Raw genomic sequence first — 23,046 nt, 5'->3', positions numbered from 1 at the left:
CTCAGACCCGGTCGGTCGGCGCGGTCTGCGGTGCTGCGTCCGGCTCGGTCACCGGTTCGGCGGCGGCCTCGTCCGTAGCCTCGTCAGGTTCAGCCTCATCAGCCTCACCCGCGTCCCCGGCGGCCGGGACCGTGGCGTAGGCAGTGGTGTCCACGTCCTGCGTCGGACGGGGCAGCACCTTGGCGTAGTCGGGCACCCGCTCGGTCGAGCCGGCCGTCTCGTCGAGCGCCGGCGGCTCCTCGCGGGGCGCTCGCGGCGCCGCTGAGGCGGGCTTCGGGCTGGCGGGCTTCGGGTCAGCGGGCTTCGCCTGGCTGGCAGCGACGCTGAACGCGCCCACCTCCGTGGCCGCGCGGTCCAGGTCTGCCAGCATGCTCACCGCGTCCTGGACCACGTCGGCGCGGTCGTTGCGCACCCCGTGCAGCAGCCACCGGGCCAGCGCCAGCTCGCTGGCGAGCAGCGCCCGGTCCATCAGGTGCGGGTCGATGAGCTCGGTGCGGCGCAGCTGGTAGGCCTCCACGATCGACTCGACCGACTCCTGGGGCGCGGTGACCAGCAGCCACGACAGGTCGTCCGCCGGGTCGCCGACCTGCACCTCGAAGAAGTCCGTCATGGCGCTGACCTGGCCGGCGCGGATGAGCAGCGTCTCGGCAGACAGGCTGGTGTGGGTCACGACCGGGCGGAACCGCCACAGCGACACATCCTCCAGCGACCGCTCCCACCGGCGCAGCAGCGTCGCGGCAACCTTGCCGGTCTGGGCAGCCTCGTCCACCTCGGACAGGCGTCGCTGGCGGTACTCCTCCGCGGAGTACACCGGCAGCCCCGAGCTCTCGGCGAGGGAGACGGGCAGCTCGTGCAGCGCGGCGATCGCGCGGCCCACGCTGGCACCGATCCCCGGGCCCGGTGCGATGCGGTCGACGCGCAGCGGGTGGCCGGGGAGCTCGGGATAGACCACCGCGCGGCCGCCGTCGGGCAGCGGTGCGAAGCCTGCGGGGCGGGGGACCTCGAAGGGCAGCGTGCCCGCGTCGACGAAGTCCACCAGCCCGGACAGGAAGGCGCACTCGGCCTCCAGGGCGGCGCCGGCCGCCAGGCTGCGCGGTGCACGCACCACCCACCGGCGGTGCTCGGCGTCGATGGCCACGGCGGCGTCGAAGCCGTCGGGTGCGGCCGATCCCTGGACATGGTGGACATCCAGGCCGGGCACGGCGAGGGTCGACAGGGCAGCGAGGGCGAGCGGAGAGCGGGACACGGAACAACGGTAATCTGCTCAGCCGCTGTTGGCCCGAAGGCTCCCCGGCGCACCGCTGGGCGCAGATCGTCGCCTGGAGGGCCGTACGGTGGAGCCATGGGATATGTCGACTGGGAGACGCTGCCGCTGTCACGGGCCACCACCGGGCGCGGAGCGCACCGCCGCACCGAGCCGGACGTCGTCGCGCAGGTGCTCACCGAGGACGGGACGCAGGTGCTGCTCGTGCACCGGGGCAGGCTCGCCGCCACGGGCGACGAGCACGCGGCGCGGCTCACCTTCCTGGCCGCCGACGCCGTCGCGCCCGCGCTGGCGCCCCAGCGCGCGGGGACCGCTGGCGCGGCCCGGAGCCAGGACTCCCCGCAGGAGCGCGGCACATGGCTCTACCTCGGCGAGGACGCCACAGGCGCCTTCGTCGCCCTCATCCTGCCCGACGCCGCCGGCACCCCGGTGCTCGGCCTGGAGGGCATCGCACCGGAGAGCCCCGCCGGGGACCTCGTCACCGCGCACACTTGGCTGTCGTTGCGGGACCTCGCTCCGGCGCTGTCCAGCAGGGACGCGGGCCTGGCCACCGAGGCCGTCGCCCTCGCCGCCTGGCACGCCAGCCATCCCCGCTGCCCGCGGTGCGGTGAACCGACCGAGGCGGTCCAGGGCGGCTGGGTGCGGCGGTGCACCAACGACGCCAGCGAGCACTACCCGCGCACCGACCCGGCGGTCATCATGGCCGTGCTCGACGACGCCGACCGGCTGCTGCTGGGACGCGCCGCCCAGTGGGCGCCCGGGAAGTTCTCCACCCTGGCCGGTTACGTGGAACCGGGGGAGCCCCTCGAGGCGGCCGTGCGCCGTGAGGTGCTCGAGGAGGTGGGCGTGCAGATCGGCGCCGTGGAGTACCGCGGCAGCCAGCCCTGGCCCTTCCCGGCCTCCCTCATGCTGGGCTACGTCGCCCACGCGACCTCGACGCACATCCAGGTCGACGGCGAGGAGGTCGTCGACGCCCGGTGGTTCGACCGACCGGAGCTCGTCGAGGCGATCGAGCAGGGCACCGTGGTGCTGCCCGGCCGCGCCTCCATCGCCCGCGCCCTCATCGAAGACTGGTACGGCGCCGCACTACCCGGCGCCTAACTCCCCCCCGACCCCACCCCGCCGAACTCGTGAGCCACGGGGCGGGGCGCCTGCGCGAACGGCTGTGGCTCACGAGCTCGGCGGCTGGTTCACGAGTTCGGGGAACCGGGTGGGGTGGGGTCGGGGTGGGGCGGGTTGGGCGGGTGGGGTGGGGATCAGACCGTCAGGCGGGCCTTGACGTCGGCCAGGGATGGGTTGGTCGCGGAGGTGCCGTCGGGGAAGACGAGGGTGGGGACCGTCTGGTTGCCACCGTTGACGGCCTGCACGTACTCGGCGGTCCCGGGGACCTCTTCGATGTTGATCTCGGTGTACCCGATGCCGGCGGAGTCCAGCTGCGTCTTGAGCCGACGGCAGTAGCCGCACCACGACGTGGTGTACATCACGACCGATCCGGCCTCGGGGATGGACGGGGAGGTGACGGTGGTCTCGGTCATGGCGCGTGAGTCCTCTCGTTGCGGCGGGTATGACGTGGTCAACCGTAGGGTGCCCGCCCAGTATTCCCCTCACCGTCCCGCTCCGTCCCTGCCGCGTCGTCGTGGTGTCGGTGGAGCCTGGGAGAATGGGCGGTGATGTCTGACAACCCGCGCTCGCTGCCCCACGTCCCGCGCTCCGCCGACGCCATCCTCGATGCGCTCGACCCCGATCAGCGCGAGGTCGCCGAGTCGCTGACCGGCCCGGTCTGCGTGCTCGCGGGAGCCGGGACCGGCAAGACCCGAGCCATCACCCACCGCATCGCCTATGGCGTGCGCACCGGGATGTACACCCCAACCACCGTCCTGGCGGTCACCTTCACCGCGCGCGCGGCCGGTGAGATGCGGACCCGGCTGCGGGACCTCGGCGTCTCCGGCGTGCAGGCGCGCACCTTCCACGCCGCCGCGCTGCGCCAGCTGAGCTACTTCTGGCCGCAGGTCGTGGGCGGAGCGCCGCCGCGGATCCTCGAGCACAAGGCCCCCGCCGTCGGCGAGGCTGCCCGGCGCCTGGGTCTGAGCGTGGACCGGGTCGCTGTGCGTGACCTCTCCTCCGAGGTGGAGTGGGCCAAGGTCTCCCTCATCACGGCTGAGGACTACGAGCGCGCGTGCACCGCGATCGCCCGTCCCGCACCGGGCGGCTTCGACCACCGCACCGTCGCCCGGCTGCTGACCACCTACGAGGAGGTCAAGACCGAGCGGTCGGTCATCGACTTCGAAGACGTGCTGCTCATGCTCGGGGACATGCTCGCCTCCCAGGCGACCATCGCCGAGACGGTGCGCCGCCAGTACCGCCACTTTGTCGTCGACGAGTACCAGGACGTCTCCCCGCTGCAGCAGTTCGTCCTCGACCAGTGGCTGGGCGGACGGGAAGAGCTGTGCGTGGTCGGCGACCCGAGCCAGACCATCTACTCCTTCACCGGGGCCACCCCGCACCACCTGCTCACCTTCAAGAAGGCTCACCCCAGCGCCCACGTCGTCAAGCTCATCCGTGACTACCGTTCCACCCCGCAGGTCGTCGAGCTGGCCAACAACCTCCTCGCGGTGCGCGGGGTGCGCCGCTCGGGCAGCCACCCGGCCCTCGAGCTCGTCGCCCAGCGCCCGGCCGGCCCGCCGGTGCAGTTCACCACCTACGAGGACGACGAGTCCGAGGCCAGCGGCATCGCCACCCGGGTGGGCCGGCTCATCGCAGCCGGGACCCCGGCCAGCGAGATCGCGGTGCTGTACCGGACCAACGCCCAGTCCGAGGCCTTCGAGGCCGCCCTGGCCGACGCCGGGATCGGGTACCTCGTGCGCGGCGGCGAGCGCTTCTTCGCCCGCCGTGAGGTCCGTGATGCGATCGTGCTGCTGCGCGGGGCGGCCCGCTCGGCCGAGCCCGACGTGCCGATGCCCACGACCGTCCGTGACGTCCTGACCTCAGCCGGGTGGTCGGCCGCGCCCCCCGCGGCGCGCGGCGCGGCCCGCGAGCGGTGGGAGTCCATGCAGGCCCTCGTCTCCCTCGCCGACGACCTCGCCGCCAAGCAGCAGGCGACGCTGGCGGACCTGCTCATGGACCTCGAGGAACGCGCCTCCGCCCAGCACGCACCGACTGTGGAGGGCGTGACCCTGGCCTCGCTGCACGCGGCGAAGGGCCTGGAGTGGGATGCGGTGTTCCTGGCCGGGATGAGCGAAGGGCTCATGCCGATCTCCCTCGCCGAGACCGACGAGGCCGTGGCCGAGGAACGCCGTCTGCTCTACGTCGGGATCACCCGTGCCCGCGAGCACCTCGACCTGTCCTTCGCCAAGTCCCGCAACCCCGGTGGGCGCGCCACCCGGCGCCGGACCCGGTTCCTGGACGGGCTGTGGCCGGGGGAGGGCCCCGGCGCTGGGGTGCGCCGCCCTGCCCGCGACGCGCGCGACGTCGTCGGGCGCAGTGCGGTGAAGATCTCCGGGGACTACGACGAGGCTCTCTACCAGGCGCTGCGGGACTGGCGGCAGGCTCGGGCGAAGGAGATCGACCGGCCGGCCTTCGTCGTGTTCTCCAACACGATCCTCGAGGCGATCGCCGAGACGCGGCCGACCTCCGTGGCCGAGCTGGTGCGCATCGGCGGGGTCGGTCCGAGCAAGATCGAGACCTACGGAGCCTCGGTCCTGGAGGTCGTGAAAAACTTCGTGGAAAACTCGTCCGATAAATAAGTTGCCCCGCTGTGAAGCGGCGGCCTATGGTTCATGAGTCCCTGTAGGAAGGCGACGGCCGAGAGGCCTGAGCCCGAGACGAGAAGGAGGTGGGTGCACAGATGAAGATCACGACAATGACCCTTGCGGTCATCCGGCATGACGCCACGATCGGTTTCACGAACCGATTCCGCGCAACCGGTTCTCGCGCACCCCACGTCTCCGTCACCAGGGAACTTCTCGTCTGAGCACCAGATGAGCCAGTACCAGGCCGCGGAGTCCCCAGGGATCCGCGGCCTTCGTGTTCTCCCAGCCTCTGAGCATTGATGCTCACCGGGTGGCTTGCCGAAGTTCCGTGAATCCCTTTGTTCCACGACAGGCACGACACAGGGATTTCAGGAGGACGCCGTGCAATCCACGACGCTGCTCGACACGATGTCACGCACCACACCACCCGCTGCCCAGGCCACCCCCGAGCGAGCCCTGACCCAGCGCGAAGGGCGTGAGTTCGTCCAGCTCGTGGCAGGCCTGCTGCCCTGCCGGTCCAACGACCCCGAGCTGTGGTTCGCCGAGCAGACCGCACAGATCGAGCAGGCCAAGGCCATGTGCCGTCAGTGCCCGCTCGTGCAGGCCTGCCTGGCCGGAGCGGTCGAGCGCGCCGAACCCTGGGGAGTATGGGGCGGCGAGGTCTTCGTCGACGGGGTGGTGGTCGCTCGCAAGCGCGGCCGCGGGCGTCCGCGCAAGGACGCGGCGGCCTAGCCATGACGCAGCACCGACGGTCACCGCTGAGGTGGCGACACGTCGACGCACCCGCAGTCGGGGTGCATCGACCACTCCCGCAGCCGGGGCACCGCATCCGGGGCTGATACCTCGATGCACGCCCCGGCTGTCACGGGCCGGCGCCCGTCCAGGTGCGCGAGCACCTGAGCTGCGGCGAGCGCACCGCTCGCCGCGGCGGTCGACGACTCCTGTGCGGGCGGAAGCTGGACCGCAGCGTCCCTGAGCTGGTCGCGCACGCGCGGCCAGAGAGGGTCCAGCTCGGTGCGCCGGCAGTCCAGGCACGTGGTGCACGGCGTCTGCCCCGGCAGCACGAACGGACCCACCACGACGTCCCCCTCCCGCACCGTGACCACCAGGTGCGCCACTCCTTCGACCATGAGGCGGACGGTGCGCACGGAGTCCGCCACCTCGTCGAAGACGACGACCACCACGTCCGGCGCCTGCCCGTCACCGCCGACCCGCAGCGCCGGGTACCTTCCGCTGAGCACCTCGGCGGCGCCCTCGGCACGAGCCCGCCCCACGTGCCGGTCCCGCAGCCCACCGATCCCGACGTCGCCCGCCCGCACCTGCCGGGCGTCGTCCAGCGCCAGGGTGCCGACCCCGGCCGAGGCCAGGGTGTCCGCCAGGACCATCCCCACCCGGCCCAGCCCGACGACGGCCACGACCGCCCGAGCGCGCGCGGCCACCACCCGCGCGCCGTCCCCGTCCGTTGCGGTGCAGGCCGCCGACCGGACGTCGTCCGCCGCACCGGAACCGACCGGCAGCGGGCCGGGTGGGACCGCGGTGAGCAGACCGGACCGGGTGAGAGCGGCGAGCAGCTCGCTCAGGCGCTCAGGATCGACCGGTGCCCCTGCGGACGGACGGCACCGCCGCAGCAGCTCGGCGCCCACGACCGGGTCGGGGCCGGCCAGCCTGCGCAGCACGTCCGTCTCGGCGGAGGTCAGCCCGGTGAGCACCGTCGCCCACCGCTGGTCGGCGCCGAACTGCACGGTCCCGGGACCACGCTCGAGGACCCGCAGGCCAGGACGAAGCTTCATGCTGCGATCGTGGCACGGGTGGCGAGGTCGTCGACGTTGTGCACAGGCACCTGCTCGTCGGCGCGTACTACCCACTTTCGGGCAGAAACCCCGCTACGGTCAGAGCGTGCCCGACACTGCCGACGGAGTCGCCAACACCGCCACCACTCAGGTCGAGGTACGACGGAGCCGTCGCCGCACGAGCACGGTCAGCGCGTACCGCGACGGGGACCGGACCATCGTCTCGATCCCCGCGAAGTTCTCTCGCGCCCAGGAGCGTGAGTGGGTGCAGCGGATGCTCGACCGTCTCGCCGACAAGGAGCAGCGCCGCCGGCCCTCCGACGAGGGCCTGGCCACCCGCGCGCTGGAGCTCTCCGAGAAGTACCTCGACGGGCTGGCCCGTCCGTCATCCGTCCGGTGGTCGGCCCGCCAGGGACGCCGCTGGGGCTCGTGCAGCCTTCCCGAGGGCTCCATCCGCATCTCCACCCGGGTGCGGGGGATGCCCGGCTGGGTCCTCGACTACGTGCTGCTGCACGAGCTGGCGCACACCCTGCACGCCGGCCACGGGCCAGACTTCTGGGCGCTGTTGGACCGTTACCCCCGCACCGAGCGGGCGCGGGGCTTCCTCGAGGGGCACGCCTTCGCGCGGGACGTCGGACCGGACGAGGGCGCCGACGACGAGCTCGGCGACGCCCCGGGCTAGTCAGTCCTTCGTCGGCTCCTCGCCGGTGCCGTCTGGGGTGTCGCCGTCAGCACCATCAGCACCATCAGTGCCGTCGGCCTCGCCGAAGATCTCCGCCAGAGCGCGGTCCACGTCGGACTGCTCAGCGGTGACCGCAGCACGCCGGGTGAAGTAGCCGGCCGGGTCGTCCAGGTCGAGGGTCCCCGGGAGCAGGTCCGGGTGGTCCCACACCGCGTCGCGCTCGGTCGGTCCTACCTGGGAGTCGATCGAGGCCCACAGCGCCGCGGCGTCGCGCGAACGACGGGGACGCAGCTCGAGGCCGACGAGGGAGGCGAAGGTCTGCTCGGCGGGGCCGCCCGCGGCGCGGCGTCGGCGGATCATCTCTCGCAGCGCGACGGCGTGCGGCAGGTGAGGGAGGGCGGCGCGCGCCACGACCTCGTCGACCCAGCCCTCGACGAGGGCCAGCACGGTCTCCAGCCGCAGCAGCGTCGCCTTCTGCTCGGGGGTGGACTGCAGGGCGAAGACGCCGCCGGAGAGCGCACCGCGCAGCGCCTCGGTGTCGGTCGGGTCGATCTCGCGCATGGAGGACTCGAGGGCGTCCATGTCGATGGTGATGCCTTTGGCGTAGGCCTCCACGAGGCCCAGCAGGTGACCGCGCAGCCAGGACACGTGGGTGAAGAGGCGTGCGTGGGCGACCTCGCGCAGCGCGAGGAACAGCCGGACCTCCTCCTCGGGAGCGGCGAGCCCTTCGGCGAAGGCGGCGACGTTGGCCGGCACGAGCACCGTCGCGGGCTCGCTGAGCAGCGGCACCCCGATGTCGGTCGCACCGAAGACCTCCCGCGAGAGGGTGCCGGCCGCGGTGCCGATCTGCATGCCGAAGACCGCGGCGCCGATGCGCCGCATGATCTGGCTCGGGTCGATCGCGCCGTCGCCGCCGAACATCCCGCTCATCATCCCGCCGGGCAGGCCGCTCTCGCCGAGGGCGGACAGGTCGCCGGGGAGCTGGTCACGCAGGATCGCGGTGAGCGCGTCCGCGACCGAGGATGCGACCGGCTGGGCGAGGATGTTCCAGGCCGGCAGGGTGCGCTCGACCCATTCCGAGCGGGTCCAGGCCAGGGCCTTCCCGCCGCCCGGAGGGATGTCGGTGGCTGCGTCGAGCCACAGCTCGGCGACGGACAGGGCCTCGGTGGCCACCCGCACCTCGCGGGAGGTGAGCGAGGGGTCGCCGCCGGCCATCGCGGCCTGCCGGGCGACGTCGTGCGCGACGTCTGCGTTGACCGGTCCGGTGGCGGACGAGGTGAGCAGGCGTCGGACTTGGTCAAGAATGTGCTGGAGCATCTGCGGGTCGTTCTGGAACTCGGAGCCCGCCGCGAGGGTGGCGGGGTCGAAACCGCGCGAGCGCAGCTCCTGGAGGGCCTCTTCGGCGTCAGACCCGAAGAGCGAGCGCAGGAGCTCCTCCCACTGTGAGGGGTCCGGCTCCTGCGGCGCGCCAGAACGGTCGGACGGGTCGCTGCTCATAGAGTCTCCTCATGCGATGACTGATCGATGACGCGGTCGCCTCGAGGTGATCGCTGACCTCGATGCTCTTTACGGTAACCACTAAACAGGCACCAGGGAGGCAGGACGACCATGACCGCACGACCGGTTCGCTCTGAGCGCACCGAGCCCGTGGGGCCCGTGGTGGTCGTGGGGGACACCCCGACGGCCCGCGGCATCCGCCACCGGCTCCGGTTGCTGGGCATGACCGGGGGCGAGGAGACGCAGAGCGACGACGCCGCCGCGTCGCGCTTCGCCGGTGCCCGCGCGGTCGTGCTCGTCGGGCACACCGGCGACTTCGCGCGGGTGGGAGCCCAGCGCGTGGCGCCGCGGCGCGCCGCGCTCGTGGCCGGCGTCGAGCAGGACCTGGCCGACGCCGCGGCCGCCGGGGTCGAGCATGTGGTCGCGATCAGCTCGGCGATGGTCAACGGGGCGCATCCTGACCGAGCTCTCATCGCCGACGACGACCCCCGCCTGGACGAGGTCGACGCCAGCTACGCCGGGGACGTGCTGACCTTCGAGGCGACCATCGAGGCGATGGCGCCTGCTGCCGCCGAGGCCGGGATGACCGTCACCGTGCTGCGCCCGGCGGTGCTCGTCGGCCCTGACATCGACACCCTCATGACCCGCCACTTCGAAGCACCACGGGTGCTCACCATCCGTGGTGTGCGCCGGGAGTGGCAGCTCGTGCACGTCGACGACGTGGCCGACGCGGTGCGCGTCGTCGTCGAGCAGGGGCTGGGCGGCCGGCTGACCGTCGGCGCGCTGCGCGACGGTCAGCCGGACGTGCTCACGCCGGAGGTCGTGAAGCGCATCGCCGGGATGCGGGGGATCGACCTGCCGGCCGCCTCGGCCTTCGGTGTGGCCGAGCGGCTGCACCGGGTGGGCGTGCTGCCCGCGCCGGCCTCAGACATGAGCTTCTCGGTGTACCCGTGGACGGTGAGCGCAACGACCCTGCGTGACGCGGGATGGGTACCCACGTGGTCGAGCGAGGCGTGCCTGCGGACCCTGGTGGCCCAGGTGCGCGGGCGGGTCGGGGTGGCCGGGCGACGGGTGGGTGGGCTCGACGCCGCAGCGCTGGGCGCGGCGGGCGCCGCCGTCGCGCTGCTGGGCACCGCGGCGATCCTCAAGCAGTCGCGCGGGCGACGCTGAGCGGGAGCCTCAGCGTGGGCGTCTCAGCGCGCGTCCAGACTTGTCGGGGATGATGGTCCGGTGTCGACCGAGCCGAACGCCGAGAACCTGAGTGCTGATCACCCGCACGACGAGCGCCCCACCGATCTGGCTCCGGCCGGTCCCGGCCGTCGTCGCAGCCGCCGGCGCGGTCCCTCGGTCGTGACCGCCCCGGAGGAGCGTCCCAGCCGCCGCTCGATCACGCTGGGGGTGTCCTTCATGGCCACCGTGCTGCTGCTGTCCGGGCTCGCGGTGCTGCCCGCGCCCTACGTCGTGAAGTCGCCCGGACCCACGCGCGACACGCTCGGGCAGGCGGACGGCGCGGACCTCATCCAGATCTCCGGCACCGAGACGTACCCCTCGACCGGTGAGCTGCTGCTCACCACCGTCGGGGTGGGCGGGGGACCCGGCTACCCGGTCAACCTCGTCCAGGTGGTCCAGGGCTGGTTCGACGACACCCGTGCCGTCTTCCCGGTCGAAGAGGTCTTCCCCACGAACATCACGCGCGAGGAGCTCGACGCCGAGAGCGCGGCAGACATGGTCAGCTCGCAGGAGAACGCGACCTACGCCGCCCTGTCCGAGCTCGGGTACGACATCCCGGTGACCCTCGTCGCGGCCGGCACGGTCGAGGCCTCCCAGGCCCCGGACCACGTCCAGGAGGGCGACGTCATCACGTCGTTGAACGGCGCCCCGGTGACCAGCTCGCAGGGCCTGGTCGACGCGCTCTCGGAGATCGAGCCGGGCACGACGGTGACCCTCGGCCTGGTCCGCGACGGCGTCCCCGTCGAGGAGACCTTCGAGACGGTGGACCCGCCCGAAGGTGGCACCGGCTCACGCCTGGGTGTGCTCGTGGACACCACCTTCGACTTCCCGGTGGACGTGGACATCCAGATCGAGGACATCGGCGGCCCGAGCGCGGGCACGATGTTCGCGCTCGGCATCATCGACAAGCTCACCCCTCAGGACGAGGCGAACGGTGAGGTGATCGCCGGGACCGGGACGATGGACACCACCGGGACGGTGGGGCCGATCGGCGGGATCCGGCAGAAGCTCAACGGCGCCGTGCGCGACGGCGCGAGCTGGTTCCTGGCTCCGGCGGCCAACTGTGACGAGGTCGTGGGGCACGTGCCTGACGGGCTGCGGGTGGTCAAGGTCGCCACCCTCGCTGAGGCCTACGACGCGATGGTGGCCATCGGCGCCGGCGAGGGCGACTCCCTGCCCACCTGCTCGTCCTAGGGACTGCTCAGGCGCTCACAAGAACGTCGAGCGCAGCGCCGCGATGAGCCCGGGCACGAGGTTCAGCCCGGTGGCCACGTCCTCGTCGGAGTCGTTGGCACGGGTGCGCAGCGCGCACCAGGAGGCGCCATCACGCAGGACGCCCACGGCCATCCGCACGTCCTGACGGTCGGGGTGCTCGGCGAGGAAGGCCAGGGCCGCGGCCGGGTCGTCGGGGATGTCGGCCTCGGCCGACGGCGGCAAGATGCTGCGCTCGACGACCACCGCAGCGCCGGTGACGGTCTCCGGCCACACGATCGAGGCGAGCAGGTCCTCCAGCGAGTCGGTCTCGGGCAGGTCGTCCTGCTCGACCGACGTCAGGTGCGTCGGGTCGGCCAGCGCAGCCTCCACGGTCGTGGGCGGCAGCACCGTCGCCAGCTCGGGCTCCGCCTCCAGCGCAGCCTGGGTGGAGACGAGGGCGAAGACGCGGGTGGGTGCGTCCCACCCGGTGCTGGCGACGTGGCGTTCGACGTCGATGACGGCGTCGGCCAGGGCTCGCTGGGACGGGGAGAGCGGGGACCCCGCGGGCGCGGGGGAGGAGGAAGGGGCAGTCATGGTCACCAGGATGTCAGATGCGCTCACCAGTGGCAGTGCGCCGGGCGGACCAACTGTGGGAACCTAAGGAAGTTCATAAGCGTTGGACCGGGTGAGGGCCGCAGCTTGGCGCCTCACAGACGAAGTGTCACCAACAGCGAGGATCCCACGTCGTGTCTTCAGCAGCACCTCCACGCCGTCCAGCCCCCGTGCGGGGCAAGGGCGGCCGCAGGCCGAGTCCGCTCGCCATCACCGCCATCGCCGTCGGCGTGGTCGTGGTGGCGTTGTTCCTGCTCGCGCAGTTCTGGACGGAGGTGTTGTGGTTCGACCAGCTCGGGTACGAGAAGGTCATCTGGACCCAGTGGGGGACCAGAGCGGCGCTCTTCGCCGCCGGCTTCCTCGTCATGGGCGGAGCGGTCTGGGGGAGCCTGCAGCTCGCCTACCGCAACCGGCCGATCTACGCCCCGTCCACCCCTGAGCAGGCGACCCTCGACCAGTACCGCGAGGCCATCGAGCCGCTGCGCAAGCTGGTCATGATCGCGGCACCCATCCTCGTGGGCCTGTTCGCCGGCGTCGCGGCGTCCTCGCAGTGGACCACGGTGCTGCTGGCGCTGAACTCGGTGCCCTTCGGCACCGACGACCCGCAGTTCGGCATCGACCTGTCCTTCTTCATCTTCACGCTGCCGGCCTTGCGCTTCGTGGCAGGGTTCCTGGTCGCCGTCGTCATCATCGCCGGCATCGCCGCGCTCGCCACGCTCTACCTCTACGGGGGCGTGCGCATCGCCGAGGGCGGCGTCCGGACCACCCGCGCCGCACGGATCCAGCTCGCCGTCATCGCCGCGCTGCTCATGGCACTCATCGGCCTCAACTACTGGCTGGACCGGTACTCCCTGCTCAAGACCGACGGTGAGAAGTTCGCCGGCGCCTCCTACGCGGACGTCAACGCGGTCATCCCGGCCAAGGCCATCCTCGCCGGCGTCGCAGTGCTCGTCGCTGCGCTCTTCATCGTCACGGCGGTGCGCGGCACGTGGCGCCTGCCGGCGATCGGCGTCGGCCTCATGGTCGTCGCGGCGATCGTCGTCGGCGGGGTCTACCCGGCTGTCGTCCAGCGCTTCCAGGTCAACCCGGACGCCCAGGTGAAGGAGGCCGAGTACATCCAGCGCAACATCGACGCGACCCGGACGGCCTTCGGCCTGGATGGCATGGAGGTCCAGGCCTACGACGCCAAGACGACGGCTGAGCAGGGCGCGCTGCGCGCAGACGCCCAGACCACGGCGTCCATCCGCCTCCTCGACCCGACCATCGTCAGCCCGTCCTTCCGCCAGCTCCAGCAGAACCGTGGCTACTACAACTTCGCCGACACCCTCTCGGTCGACCGTTACGTCATCGACGGGGAGAGCCGCGACACCGTCATCGCCGTGCGCGAGCTCGAGCTGGACGGACTGAGCGCCGACCAGCGCAACTGGGTCAACGACCACACGGTCTACACCCACGGCTTCGGTGTGGTGGCTGCCTACGGCAACCAGATCGGCCCCGACGGCCGCCCGGCCTTCTTCGAGGGCGGCATCCCCTCCGTGGGTGCGCTGACCGATCTCAACACCGAGGGCTACGAGCCGCGGATCTACTTCTCCCCGTCGTCGCCGAGCTTCTCCATCGTCGGTGCCCCCGAGGACACCCCGGCGTGGGAGCTCGACTACCCGACCGACGACACCGGCGGCCAGGTGAACAACACCTTCCCGACCGAGGAGATCGCGATCGGCCCGTCGGTAGGCTCCTTCCTCAACAAGACCCTCTTCGCGCTGAAGTTCCAGTCCGAGGAGATCCTCTTCTCCGACCGCGTCACCGACGTGTCGCAGATCGTCTACGACCGTGACCCGCGTGAGCGCGTCAAGAAGGTCGCCCCGTACCTGACCCTCGACGGCCGGGTGTACCCGGCGGTCGTGGACGGCAAGGTCGTCTGGCTCGTCGACGGGTACACCACCTCTGACGAGTACCCCTACTCGGCGTCGGAGTCCCTCGAGGACGCCACGACCGACTCGCTCACCGAGGCGTCGCTGAGCATCCAGGCGCAGGCCCCGCAGGAGGTCAACTACATCCGCAACTCGGTCAAGGCCACGGTCGACGCCTACGACGGCTCGGTCACGCTCTACGCCTGGGACACCGAGGACCCGGTCCTGCAGGCCTGGCAGGGTGTGTTCCCCAACACCATCCAGCCGATCTCGGAGATCTCCAGCGAGCTGATGAGCCACATCCGCTACCCCGAGGACATGTTCAAGGTCCAGCGGTCGCTGCTCACCCAGTACCACGTCACCACGGCCAGCGAGTTCTTCTCCGGCCAGGACTTCTGGCGCAGCCCGGACGAGCCGACCCTCAAGGCTGAGGACCCGAACACCCTGCAGCCGCCGTACTACCAGACCCTGCAGATGCCGGGTCAGGACACCCCGACGTTCTCCCTGTCGTCGTCCTTCATCACGGGCGGCACCAGCGACCGGAACGTCATGACCGGGTACCTGGCGGTCAACGCCGAGGCGGGTGACGTCGCGGGCAAGCCCGATGCGGACTACGGCAAGCTCAGGTTGCTCGAGCTGCCACGCGGGTCGACCGTGCCCGGACCGGGTCAGGTGCAGAACAACTTCGACTCCGACCCGGAGATCGGCAGTGCCCTGAACCTGCTGCGTCAGGGCAAGTCGGTCGTGAAGAACGGGAACCTGCTGACCTTGCCCATGGGTGGCGGTCTGCTCTACGTGCAGCCCGTCTACGTGCAGTCCTCGACCGGCACGGTCTTCCCGCTGCTGCGCAAGGTGCTCGTGGCCTTCGGTGACCAGGTGGGCTTCGCCGACACCCTCGACGAGGCGCTCGACCAGGTGTTCGCCGGTGATTCCGGCGCCAACGCCGGAGACGCGACCGCACCGGACGAGGGTGACGTGCCCGTGGCACCGACCCCGCCGATCGACGCCCCGTCCGACACACCGACGGACACGCCGACCGACGCTCCGACGGACACGCCGACCGACACCCCGACCCAGGCCCCGGTCGGTGACGCCCAGGCGCGCCTGACCGCGGCGCTGACCGAGGCGAGGTCGGCCCTGGAAGCCAGCCAGGCCGCGCTCACCGATGGTGACTTCGCCGCCTACGGCGAGGCGCAGGCCCGTCTGCAGGCGGCCGTCGAGGCGGCGCTGGCGGCTGAGGCCGAGCTCGGCTAGGACTCAGGTCCCGGCCAGGACGCATGACGACGGCGGCGACGCACCTTCGAGGTGCGTCGCCGCCGTCGTCGCACGTGGCGGGTTTGCTCCCGGTGGCGTGCAGCGTGGACGATAGTGCCCATGACAACGATGAAATCCCCTGCGGCCACCGTCGCGAACACCATCACCGACGGCACCTTCGGATCCTTGCCGACGAAGATCCTGCGCCACGGTGCCAGCGGCGCCCAGGCGGAGATCCTCGTCCGTGGGGCGACGGTGCTGTCCTGGGCCGCGCCGTGGCACGGCGGACTGGGCGAGTTCATCGACGGGTACGTCGACGAGGCGGACTTCGCCGGGCAGTTCGGCGGTCGCAGCGCGATCCTCTTCCCCTTCGCCAACCGCCTGCGCAACAACCAGTACACCTTCGACGGGGTGACTCACGAGGTGGGCCTGCAGTTCCCGGTCGACAAGGAGGTCATCCACGGGTCGGCGCGCATGGCCGACTGGACCGTCGTCGACGAGGACGTCAGCGACCCGCGCGCGGTGAGCATCACCTTCGGATACTCCATCCGCCCCGGTGACATCGCCGGCTACCCCTTCTCCGTCGACGCGACGGTGCGCTTCGAGCTCACCGAGTCCTCCCTGGACGTGCTGCTCACCTACCGCAACGTCGGCGACACCGACGCCCCGGTCGCCGCAGGCTGGCACCCGTACTTCCGGGTCCCCGGTCACGCGACGATCGACACGCTGTCCCTGCGGGTCCCCGCGCGTGCCGCGATCGTCACCGACGACAGGCTCGTCCCGCTCGCCGGCGACGCCGCCTACGCCCCCATGGACTCCGACCTCGTCCACGAGACCCTCGCAGGTGTGGTCTACGACCACGCCTGGGACCGCCTGGTGCCCGACGCCGACGGGCGCATCCGCACCCTGCTCACCGACCCGGAGACGGGGGAGGGCGTGGCCGTGTGGCAGGACCGCGGCACGCTGCTCGCCTTCACCGGTGACGCGCTGACCCGTCCTCGGGAGTCTGCGGCGATCGAGTCCTTGGAGACGACCACGGATGCCTTCAACCGCCCTGACCGCCAGGACGAGGTCCGCCTCGCCGTCGGCCAGGAGAAGACCTTCGCCTTCGGAGCTCACACGATCACCCGCTGATCTGCTCCCTGCGGCTGGCCTTGTGACGGGAGTCACGGGCCGCCGAGTTGGCGTGGGCGCCCCCGTGACGTAACGTTGTATCTACCGACGCGGGGTGGAGCAGCTCGGTAGCTCGCTGGGCTCATAACCCAGAGGTCGCAGGTTCAAATCCTGTCCCCGCTACTCAGAGAAAGACCCTGGTTCGCAGACATGCGAACCAGGGTCTTTTTGCATATCGCTGGGTGCGCCCTCGGTTGCCGTCCCCCCCCCTCTTGTTTTTCGACAGCAATCCATCGATACTCGATGGATGATGCCTCAGGGGACTCCCGCACGGCCAGCACGTGCTCGCGCAGTGCTCATCGCGATGCTGCGGGTGGCCCTGGTGGTGCTGTTCCTCGGGGCGGCGGCGACGCAGGTCCTCCTGCCTCTCGGGGCCGCTGAGATCGCCGACGTGAACCCCGAGGTCACCCATCTGGTCGTCCCGTACTCGCTCGCTGCCATCGTCGCGATCGCCTTCGGGGAGGTCGTGCTCGTCATCGTCTGGCGGCTGCTCACACTCCTGGCCGCCGGCGAGATCGTCTCCGTCCGTGCTCGGCGTCTCCTGGAGGTCGCGACGATCTGCGTGTGCGGCGCCACGGTCGTGGTGGCGGGTGTCGCGGTCTATCTGGGTGGCTTCGCGGAGGCCAACGGTGGCGGCTTGCCGCTGATGATCCTGGGCGGGGCCACGCTCTCCGCGGCGGTCGCGCTCGTGCTGGCCCTGGGGCGGACCGAGCTGGCGGCGGAGCTTGCTCGCCGACGGGTGGTCGAGAGTGCGCGCGACATGGCGTAGAGTGGTGTTTACCGACGCGGGGTGGAGCAGCTCGGTAGCTCGCTGGGCTCATAACCCAGAGGTCGCAGGTTCAAATCCTGTCCCCGCTACTTGTGAAGTAGATGTTCGACCCAGAGGCCCTCCCGATCTTCGGATCCGGAGGGCCTCTGGTGTTGGTGTGGCTGCCCCCGCTGGCTGCCCGGGGTGGCTAAGGTGACCAGATGAGCGCACTGAGAGTCCTCTTCATCGGCGGCAGCGGCATCATCAGCTCGGCGAGCGCGCAGCTCGCCGTCGAGCGGGGGGTCGAGCTGCACGTCCTCAACCGCGGCTCCGCCTCGCCCAGGCCCCTGCCACCCGAGGCCGTCGTCCACCGCGCCGACGTGCGCGACGCCGCAGCCGTCCGCGACGCCCTCGCCGGCCACGACTTCGACGCCGTCGTCGACTTCACGGCCTTCACCCCTGACCATGTCCAGGCGGGCATCGACCTGTTCACCGGGCGGACCGGCCAGTACGTCTTCATCAGCTCGGCCTCGGCCTACCAGACGCCCCCGGCCCGCCTGCCGGTCCTGGAGTCGACGCCGCTGCGCAACCCGTTCTGGGAGTACTCCCGCAACAAGATCGCCTGCGAGGACCTGCTTGTGGCGGCCTACCGCGACGCGGGCTTCCCGGCCACGATCGTGCGACCGTCCCACACCTATGACCGCACGTCGGTGCCCATGGACGGCGGGTGGACCGTCGTGGAGCGGATGCGTCAGGGCAAGGAGGTCGTGGTCCACGGCGACGGGACCTCCCTGTGGACGCTCACCCACACCGCGGACTTCGCCAAAGCCTTCGTCCCGCTGCTGGGGCACGCCCGCGCTGTGGGCGACGCCTTCCACATCACCTCCGACGACGCGCCGACCTGGAACCACATCGTCGAGACGCTGGCGCGGGCGGCCGGGGTCGAGGCGCGCATCGTGCACGTGCCCTCTGACGCGATCGCGGCGGCGGACCCGGGGTGGGGCGCCGGTCTGCTCGGTGACAAGGCGCACTCGATGGTCTTCGACAACGCCAAGGTCCGTTCCCTCGTCCCGGAGTACCGGGCGACGATCCCCTTCGAGCGTGGTGCGCGGGAGATCGTCGAGTGGTACGACGGCGATCCCGCTCGCCGCGTGGTCGATGCACGGATGGACGGCGTGATGGATGACCTCGTCGAGCGGTTCCGCATCGCGTGATGTGACCGCTTTATGAATTCTTGACGGTTTCGTGCGTTAGTCTTGCACGTGGGTCGCCAGTGTGGTGACCCTTGAGGGAGCCACGATGACCGTCAGGTCTTCACCACCGTCCGCGACGACCGGCCTGCTCCGCCTGGGGGGCATGGCCACCTCCCGCAAGCCGGACGAGCGACGTCTGCCGCTGCACCCGGCGCACCTCGGCCAGATCGACGCCGACCTGCGCGCGCAGATCATCCTCGAGAGCGGCTACGGGTCCGAGTTCGGTGTCACCGACGCCGAGCTCGCACCGCTGGTGGGGCGGATCGTCTCCCGCGCCGAACTCATCGCCGACGCCGACGTCGTCCTGCTCCCCAAGCCCCAGGCGAGCGACCTCGCCGACCTGCGCGAGGGGCAGGTGCTGTGGGGCTGGCCGCACTGCGTCCAGGACCAGGAGATCACCCAGCTCGCGATCGACCGCCGGCTCACCCTCATCGCCTTCGAGGCGATGAACCACTGGGCCAGCGACGGAGGCTTCAGCCTGCACGTCTTCCACAAGAACAACGAGCTGGCCGGGTACTGCTCCGTGCTGCACGCCCTGCAGCTCTGCGGGTCGACCGGGGACTATGGCCGGCGGCTCAGTGCCGTGGTCATCGGCTTCGGGGCGACCGCGCGCGGGGCAGTCACCGCCCTCAACGCCCATGGCATCCACGATGTCCAGGTGCTTGCCCACCGCGAGGTCGCGGCCGTCGCCTCCCCGATCCACTCCGCCAGGATCGTCCAGCTCGACCATGACCAGACCGCTCCGTTCCGCAGCGCCGTCCACACGGATGAGGGAACCGTGCCGCTCGCGCCCTTCCTGGCCGCCGTCGACATCGTGGTCAACTGCACGCTCCAAGACCCGCAGGCGCCGTTGACCTACCTGCGGACCGAGGACCTCGCGGCCTTCCGCCCCGGGAGCATCATCGTCGACGTCTCCTGCGACGAGGGGATGGGCTTCGAGTGGGCACGTCCCACGACCTTTGCCCACCCCATGCTCACCGTCGGCGGCAGCACGAACTACTACGGCGTGGACCACAGCCCGTCCTACCTGTGGAACTCCGCGACGTGGGAGATCAGCGAGGCGCTCATGCCCTTCCTGCGGACCGTCCTGGAGGGGCCGCTCGCGTGGGAGGAGAACGCGACCATCCGCCGCGCGACCGAGATCCGCGACGGCCGCGTCCTCAACCCGACCATCCTCACCTTCCAGGGGCGCACCCCGGACTACCCCCACGCACCGATCGCCGCTGAGCGCACCTCGTAGAGAGGTTCGGTCTGCGGCCGTGCCACCTGTGCGCGCCGGGTATACCGTCAGAAAACGGAGATCCCGACGAGGGGAGCGTCATGGTCCAGACACAGCCAGCAGAACCGACCACGTCAGTCTCCGACGAGCTGGGCGTCGTGTTCGCCGGGACGACGGGTGGGCTGCTCACCCACGACGCGCTGAGCGCCGCCGTGCTGCTCGTCACCTCGGTCGCGGTGGCGAGCACCGACACGGCCAGCGGCGCGGCCCTCACGGTGATCGACGCCGACGGCGCGGCCCACGCTGTGGCAGCGACCGACGCCGTCGCCGAGCGGCTCCAGGAGACGCAGTCCTCTGCCGGGGCCGGCCCCGGCCTCACCGCCTGGGCGGGACGGACCACCGCACGCTCGGACGACCTGCGCCACGAGGACCGGTGGCCGCAGTGGTCGCCCACCGCGGTCGAGCTGCGGGTGCTCTCGGTGATGAGCGCTCCGATCGTCGCCGGTGACGAGGTGCTCGGCGCCATCTGCCTGTACTCCCACCAGGCCGCGGTCTTCGGTGACCGGGAGGAGCAGCTGCTCACGCTGCTCGCCGCGCAGGCGGCGTTCCTGCTCAAGAACGACCGGGTGGCCGAGCAGGCCGGCCGGGTCAGCCAGCGGGTCCGCGCCGCGCTGCGGCGCCGGGACGTGATCAACCGGGCCACCGGGATCCTCATGTCCCGCGACACCGTCCCTGCTGACATGGCCTTCGCCCGACTGGTGGGGATCGCTGAACGCGACGGCAAACCTGTCCATGAGGTGGCGAGCAAGGTGGTCGCCACCGTCTCACGCCAGACGCGGCGCTGAGGATCGACGGTGGCCCCGGCCAAGGACCGTGCCGCGAGCTCGGTGGTGCACGCGTTCACGCAGTCCGGTCTGAGCCTGGATGAGCTGTGGCTGCTCTACTTCTGCGTGGGAGGGACCGAGGGGCCGGCGGTCCTGGCGGACTTCGTCGCGGGGAAGGCCCGCCTCGAGCCCGACGAGCAGGACCTCGTGGCGCAGGTCGTCAACGAGCGGCTCGAGGCGCACCGCACCCGGCACCGTGCGGCCTACACCGGACCGCTGCGCACGACGTCCCGGTCTCAGGAGCCGCTCGCAGCCATGGTCGAGATGTTGCGCGGGTCTCGTCTGACGTCCCCGGACGGCCTGCCCGGGGTGCTCGACGCCGCCGCTGACATGCTCGGTGTCCAGGTGGTGCTCTACGTCGTGGACTACACCTCCAGCGTGCTCGTCGCCTTTCCAGGCGCCCACGCGGTCGAACGCTCCCGGCTCGAGGTCGACTCGACGCTGGCTGGTCGCGCCTTCCGGCACTTCACCGTGGAGTCCACCGAGCGGGGCGGGGCCCGCCTGTGGGTACCGGTCGCGGACGGCGTCGTACGGGTCGGCGTGCTCGAGGTGACGGTCGACCCGGCCCGCATCCAGGAGGCCGCGCTGCGTGAGCACATCCAGCTCCTGGCCCAGCTCGCCGGGCACCTGGTGACCGTGGTGGGGCGGCACGGCGACGGGATCGACCGGCTGCGTCGCCAGGAAGGACGCAGCGTCGCCGCCGAGCTCGTCTGGGCGCTGCTGCCGCCGCTGACGACCGGGACTGACAAGGTGGTCATCACCGGGCGGGTCGAGCCGAACAACGACGTGGGCGGAGACGTGTTCGACGTCGCCGTCTCCGAGCACAGCGCCGACGTCGCGATCTTCGACGCGACCGGCCACGACCTGGGATCCGGCCTGGTGGCGGCGACGGCGCTGACCTCCTACCGCAACGCCCGACGCGAAGGGCGGTCGCTGTTCGCCCAGGCCGAGGCGGTGGACCGCGCGGTGTCTGACCAGTTCGGTCCGGGGAGCTACGTGACCGGTGTGCTGGCTCACCTCGACCTGGACACGGGGCACCTGCGGTACCTCGCGGCAGGGCATCCCTACCCCCTCGTGCTGCGTGACCGGCACGTGGTGCGGTCGCTGCGCGCGGGACGGCGACCGCTGTTCGGCATCGAGGCCACGGAGCTGACCGTCGGGGAGGAGCGGCTGGAGCCGGGGGACTGTCTCGTGCTGTTCACCGATGGCATCACCGAGGCGCGCAACGCCTCCAAGGTCATGTTCGGCACGAGCGGGCTGGTGGAGTTCCTCGAGCGGGAGGCCGCGCTCGCAGACTCGCTCCCGGAGATCGCCCGGACCCTGTGCCGGACCGTGTCCACCTGGCAGAACGGCATGCTCTCGGACGACTGCACGGTGCTGCTCATGCACTGGACGCGCGACTCCCAGCGGGTCTTCACCCGCGCCGACCCGCCCTGAGGCTGCTCAGCCGTCGAAGGCGGTGGAGCCGCGGACCACCACCCGGCAGTCGAGCTGCTCGACGCCGGAGTGGTGCTCGCCGGCGATGGACTCCAGCAGCCGCAGCGCTGCGCGGCGGCCGAGGGCCTCGAAGTTCATGTCCACGCTGGTCAGCGGCGGGCGGGCGCCGCTGACCAGGACGTCCCAGTTGTCGAAGCCCATGACCGCCACGGCATGCGGCACGTCGACCGCGCGGTCCCGCAACGTCTCCAGGACGCCCCGGGCGATGAGGTCGCTGCCGCACAGGATCGCGTCGATCTCAGGGTCGCGCTCGAGCAAGGTGTGCGCGGCGGACCGGCCCCAGGCCTCAGACCAGCTGCCGTAGAGCACCTCGCCCCCGGCCAGCTCGAGACCCGCGCCGGCCAGGGCGTGCACCGCTCCTGCGGCGCGTTCACGCGCCGCGAGGTAGGTGACGTCGCCGGAGACGTGGGCGATACGCCGCCGCCCGGTCGAGACGAGGTGCTGGACGGCGAGCGACCCGGCGCTCGTGTTGTCCGGGATCACGGAGCAGTCGGCCGGGTCGAGGGACGGGGCGTAGGCGTAGACCACGGGAACCGGCAGCGCGCGGCCGATGGACGGGCGGGGGTCGGTCCGGCCGCCGACGACGATGAGTCCGTCCACCCTGCGGGAGAGCAGCGCCTTGAGGTGGTACTGCTCGCGGATGGAGTCGCCGCGGGCGTCGCACAGGAACACCGACATCTGACCTGCTCCCACCGCGTCCTCGGCGCCCATGAGGATGGGGATGGAGAACCGGCCCTCGAGGTCGTGGGTGAGCAGGCCGATCGTGCCGGTCTGCTTGGCGACGATGCTGCGAGCGAGCTGGTTGGGGGTGAACGAGATCCGCTCGGCGGCTTCCACGACGCGGCGCCGGGTGTCGGGGTGGACGTTGTCACGGCCGTTGAGGGCCTTGGAGGCGGTGGCGATCGACACCCCGGCGAGCTGCGCCACGTCCTTGAGGGTGGCCGTGCGGGGACGTGCGGTCGCGTCGTCGTGCGGTGCCACGGTGAGCCTCTCTGCCCGAAACCCCGTAAAGGTCGCGTTGATGGTGACCCCATCCTAGTGGAGCAGATACGCACGTGAGCACCGTTGCAAACGGTTTCAGCATCACCTC

At 71.4% G+C, this 23,046-nt stretch carries 19 protein-coding genes and 2 tRNA genes; 15 read left to right on the top strand and 6 right to left on the bottom strand.

Going from position 1 to position 23,046, the window contains the following annotated elements; translation table 11 throughout:
- Position 1: 1 nt before the first annotated feature.
- Complete coding sequence (locus tag SS2_RS11850) at positions 2 to 1,246, bottom strand: phosphotransferase (RefSeq protein ID WP_083942171.1); 1,245 nt, start codon at positions 1,244 to 1,246, stop codon at positions 2 to 4.
- A 96-nt stretch (positions 1,247 to 1,342) separates the two neighbouring features.
- Between SS2_RS11850 and nudC the strand changes: the two genes are divergently transcribed.
- Entirely contained in the window at positions 1,343 to 2,365 is a 1,023-nt protein-coding gene (gene nudC / locus SS2_RS11845) for an NAD(+) diphosphatase (protein ID WP_066464307.1), read from the top strand.
- A 155-nt stretch (positions 2,366 to 2,520) separates the two neighbouring features.
- Here nudC and SS2_RS11840 read toward each other — a convergent pair whose 3' ends face one another.
- On the bottom strand, positions 2,521 to 2,799 hold the full coding sequence (locus SS2_RS11840; protein WP_066464305.1) for a mycoredoxin: 279 nt from the start codon (positions 2,797 to 2,799) through the stop codon (positions 2,521 to 2,523).
- 135 nt (positions 2,800 to 2,934) lie between these two features.
- Between SS2_RS11840 and SS2_RS11835 the strand changes: the two genes are divergently transcribed.
- Together SS2_RS11835 and SS2_RS11830 are read left to right on the top strand one after the other, a co-directional pair.
- On the top strand, positions 2,935 to 5,007 hold the full coding sequence (locus SS2_RS11835) for an ATP-dependent DNA helicase UvrD2 (protein ID WP_066464300.1): 2,073 nt from the start codon (positions 2,935 to 2,937) through the stop codon (positions 5,005 to 5,007).
- Positions 5,008 to 5,394: 387 nt separating this feature from the next.
- Positions 5,395 to 5,745, top strand: coding sequence for a WhiB family transcriptional regulator (locus SS2_RS11830; protein WP_245643539.1), 351 nt, complete (start codon positions 5,395 to 5,397; stop codon positions 5,743 to 5,745).
- 20 nt (positions 5,746 to 5,765) lie between these two features.
- Here SS2_RS11830 and SS2_RS11825 read toward each other — a convergent pair whose 3' ends face one another.
- A complete protein-coding gene (locus SS2_RS11825; protein ID WP_066464299.1) occupies positions 5,766 to 6,803 on the bottom strand; it encodes a ThiF family adenylyltransferase in 1,038 nt (345 codons plus the stop codon).
- Positions 6,804 to 6,909: 106 nt separating this feature from the next.
- Here SS2_RS11825 and SS2_RS11820 point away from each other — a divergent pair, with 106 nt between their 5' ends.
- Positions 6,910 to 7,485, top strand: a complete 576-nt coding sequence (locus SS2_RS11820) for a M48 metallopeptidase family protein (RefSeq protein WP_066464298.1) — start codon at positions 6,910 to 6,912, stop codon at positions 7,483 to 7,485.
- On the opposite strand, the gene SS2_RS11815 is transcribed toward SS2_RS11820, so the two are convergent.
- A complete protein-coding gene (locus SS2_RS11815; RefSeq protein ID WP_066464297.1) occupies positions 7,486 to 8,982 on the bottom strand; it encodes a zinc-dependent metalloprotease in 1,497 nt (498 codons plus the stop codon).
- Between the two features lie 111 nt (positions 8,983 to 9,093).
- Between SS2_RS11815 and SS2_RS11810 the strand changes: the two genes are divergently transcribed.
- Together SS2_RS11810 and SS2_RS11805 are read left to right on the top strand one after the other, a co-directional pair.
- Positions 9,094 to 10,152 carry an NAD-dependent epimerase/dehydratase family protein gene (locus SS2_RS11810; protein WP_066464296.1) on the top strand — a complete coding sequence of 353 codons (1,059 nt, stop codon included), beginning with the start codon at positions 9,094 to 9,096 and terminating at the stop codon, positions 10,150 to 10,152.
- Positions 10,153 to 10,212: 60 nt separating this feature from the next.
- Positions 10,213 to 11,406: a YlbL family protein gene (locus SS2_RS11805; protein ID WP_245643538.1), complete on the top strand. Its 1,194-nt coding sequence runs from the start codon at positions 10,213 to 10,215 to the stop codon at positions 11,404 to 11,406.
- Positions 11,407 to 11,421: 15 nt separating this feature from the next.
- Here the strand turns inward: SS2_RS11805 and SS2_RS11800 are convergent, their stop codons facing one another.
- Positions 11,422 to 12,000, bottom strand: coding sequence for a PPA1309 family protein (locus SS2_RS11800; RefSeq protein WP_066464478.1), 579 nt, complete (start codon positions 11,998 to 12,000; stop codon positions 11,422 to 11,424).
- A gap of 152 nt (positions 12,001 to 12,152) precedes the next feature.
- Here SS2_RS11800 and SS2_RS11795 point away from each other — a divergent pair, with 152 nt between their 5' ends.
- From SS2_RS11795 to SS2_RS11755, 9 genes are all read left to right on the top strand, one after another.
- A complete protein-coding gene (locus tag SS2_RS11795; RefSeq protein ID WP_066464295.1) occupies positions 12,153 to 15,182 on the top strand; it encodes a UPF0182 family membrane protein in 3,030 nt (1,009 codons plus the stop codon).
- Positions 15,183 to 15,302: 120 nt separating this feature from the next.
- Positions 15,303 to 16,316 carry an aldose 1-epimerase gene (locus tag SS2_RS11790; RefSeq protein WP_245643537.1) on the top strand — a complete coding sequence of 338 codons (1,014 nt, stop codon included), beginning with the start codon at positions 15,303 to 15,305 and terminating at the stop codon, positions 16,314 to 16,316.
- A gap of 88 nt (positions 16,317 to 16,404) precedes the next feature.
- A tRNA-Met gene (locus tag SS2_RS11785) sits at positions 16,405 to 16,478 on the top strand.
- 124 nt (positions 16,479 to 16,602) lie between these two features.
- On the top strand, positions 16,603 to 17,124 hold the full coding sequence (locus SS2_RS11780; protein ID WP_083942169.1) for a DUF2975 domain-containing protein: 522 nt from the start codon (positions 16,603 to 16,605) through the stop codon (positions 17,122 to 17,124).
- A gap of 15 nt (positions 17,125 to 17,139) precedes the next feature.
- Positions 17,140 to 17,213: transfer RNA gene (locus tag SS2_RS11775), tRNA-Met, on the top strand.
- A 111-nt stretch (positions 17,214 to 17,324) separates the two neighbouring features.
- On the top strand, positions 17,325 to 18,317 hold the full coding sequence (locus tag SS2_RS11770) for an NAD-dependent epimerase/dehydratase family protein (protein WP_066464289.1): 993 nt from the start codon (positions 17,325 to 17,327) through the stop codon (positions 18,315 to 18,317).
- 85 nt (positions 18,318 to 18,402) lie between these two features.
- Positions 18,403 to 19,596 carry a N(5)-(carboxyethyl)ornithine synthase gene (locus tag SS2_RS11765; RefSeq protein WP_066464286.1) on the top strand — a complete coding sequence of 398 codons (1,194 nt, stop codon included), beginning with the start codon at positions 18,403 to 18,405 and terminating at the stop codon, positions 19,594 to 19,596.
- 80 nt (positions 19,597 to 19,676) lie between these two features.
- Entirely contained in the window at positions 19,677 to 20,420 is a 744-nt protein-coding gene (locus tag SS2_RS11760) for a GAF and ANTAR domain-containing protein (RefSeq protein ID WP_066464284.1), read from the top strand.
- A gap of 9 nt (positions 20,421 to 20,429) precedes the next feature.
- On the top strand, positions 20,430 to 21,896 hold the full coding sequence (locus tag SS2_RS11755) for a PP2C family protein-serine/threonine phosphatase (protein ID WP_066464281.1): 1,467 nt from the start codon (positions 20,430 to 20,432) through the stop codon (positions 21,894 to 21,896).
- Positions 21,897 to 21,902: 6 nt separating this feature from the next.
- On the opposite strand, the gene SS2_RS11750 is transcribed toward SS2_RS11755, so the two are convergent.
- Complete coding sequence (locus SS2_RS11750; RefSeq protein WP_066464279.1) at positions 21,903 to 22,937, bottom strand: LacI family DNA-binding transcriptional regulator; 1,035 nt, start codon at positions 22,935 to 22,937, stop codon at positions 21,903 to 21,905.
- Between the last annotated feature and the right edge of the window lie 109 nt (positions 22,938 to 23,046).

It is taken from the genome of Sanguibacter suarezii NBRC 16159 (genome assembly GCF_001552735.1).
In the GTDB taxonomy this organism is placed as follows: Bacteria; Actinomycetota; Actinomycetes; order Actinomycetales; family Cellulomonadaceae; genus Sanguibacter; species Sanguibacter suarezii.
The sequence above is the reverse complement of the archived record's forward strand: the minus strand, read 5'-3'. Positions and strand labels throughout refer to the sequence as shown.

Coding starts and splice junctions, on each gene's coding strand:
- SS2_RS11760 (WP_066464284.1), top strand. CDS start 19,677: ATGGTCCAGACACAGCCAGCAGAACCGACCACGTCAGTCTCCGACGAG.
- SS2_RS11780 (WP_083942169.1), top strand. CDS start 16,603: ATGATGCCTCAGGGGACTCCCGCACGGCCAGCACGTGCTCGCGCAGTG.
- SS2_RS11800 (WP_066464478.1), bottom strand. CDS start 12,000: ATGACTGCCCCTTCCTCCTCCCCCGCGCCCGCGGGGTCCCCGCTCTCC.
- SS2_RS11840 (WP_066464305.1), bottom strand. CDS start 2,799: ATGACCGAGACCACCGTCACCTCCCCGTCCATCCCCGAGGCCGGATCG.
- SS2_RS11835 (WP_066464300.1), top strand. CDS start 2,935: ATGTCTGACAACCCGCGCTCGCTGCCCCACGTCCCGCGCTCCGCCGAC.
- nudC (WP_066464307.1), top strand. CDS start 1,343: ATGGGATATGTCGACTGGGAGACGCTGCCGCTGTCACGGGCCACCACC.
- SS2_RS11825 (WP_066464299.1), bottom strand. CDS start 6,803: ATGAAGCTTCGTCCTGGCCTGCGGGTCCTCGAGCGTGGTCCCGGGACC.
- SS2_RS11815 (WP_066464297.1), bottom strand. CDS start 8,982: ATGAGCAGCGACCCGTCCGACCGTTCTGGCGCGCCGCAGGAGCCGGAC.
- SS2_RS11770 (WP_066464289.1), top strand. CDS start 17,325: ATGAGCGCACTGAGAGTCCTCTTCATCGGCGGCAGCGGCATCATCAGC.
- SS2_RS11810 (WP_066464296.1), top strand. CDS start 9,094: ATGACCGCACGACCGGTTCGCTCTGAGCGCACCGAGCCCGTGGGGCCC.
- SS2_RS11790 (WP_245643537.1), top strand. CDS start 15,303: ATGACAACGATGAAATCCCCTGCGGCCACCGTCGCGAACACCATCACC.
- SS2_RS11765 (WP_066464286.1), top strand. CDS start 18,403: ATGACCGTCAGGTCTTCACCACCGTCCGCGACGACCGGCCTGCTCCGC.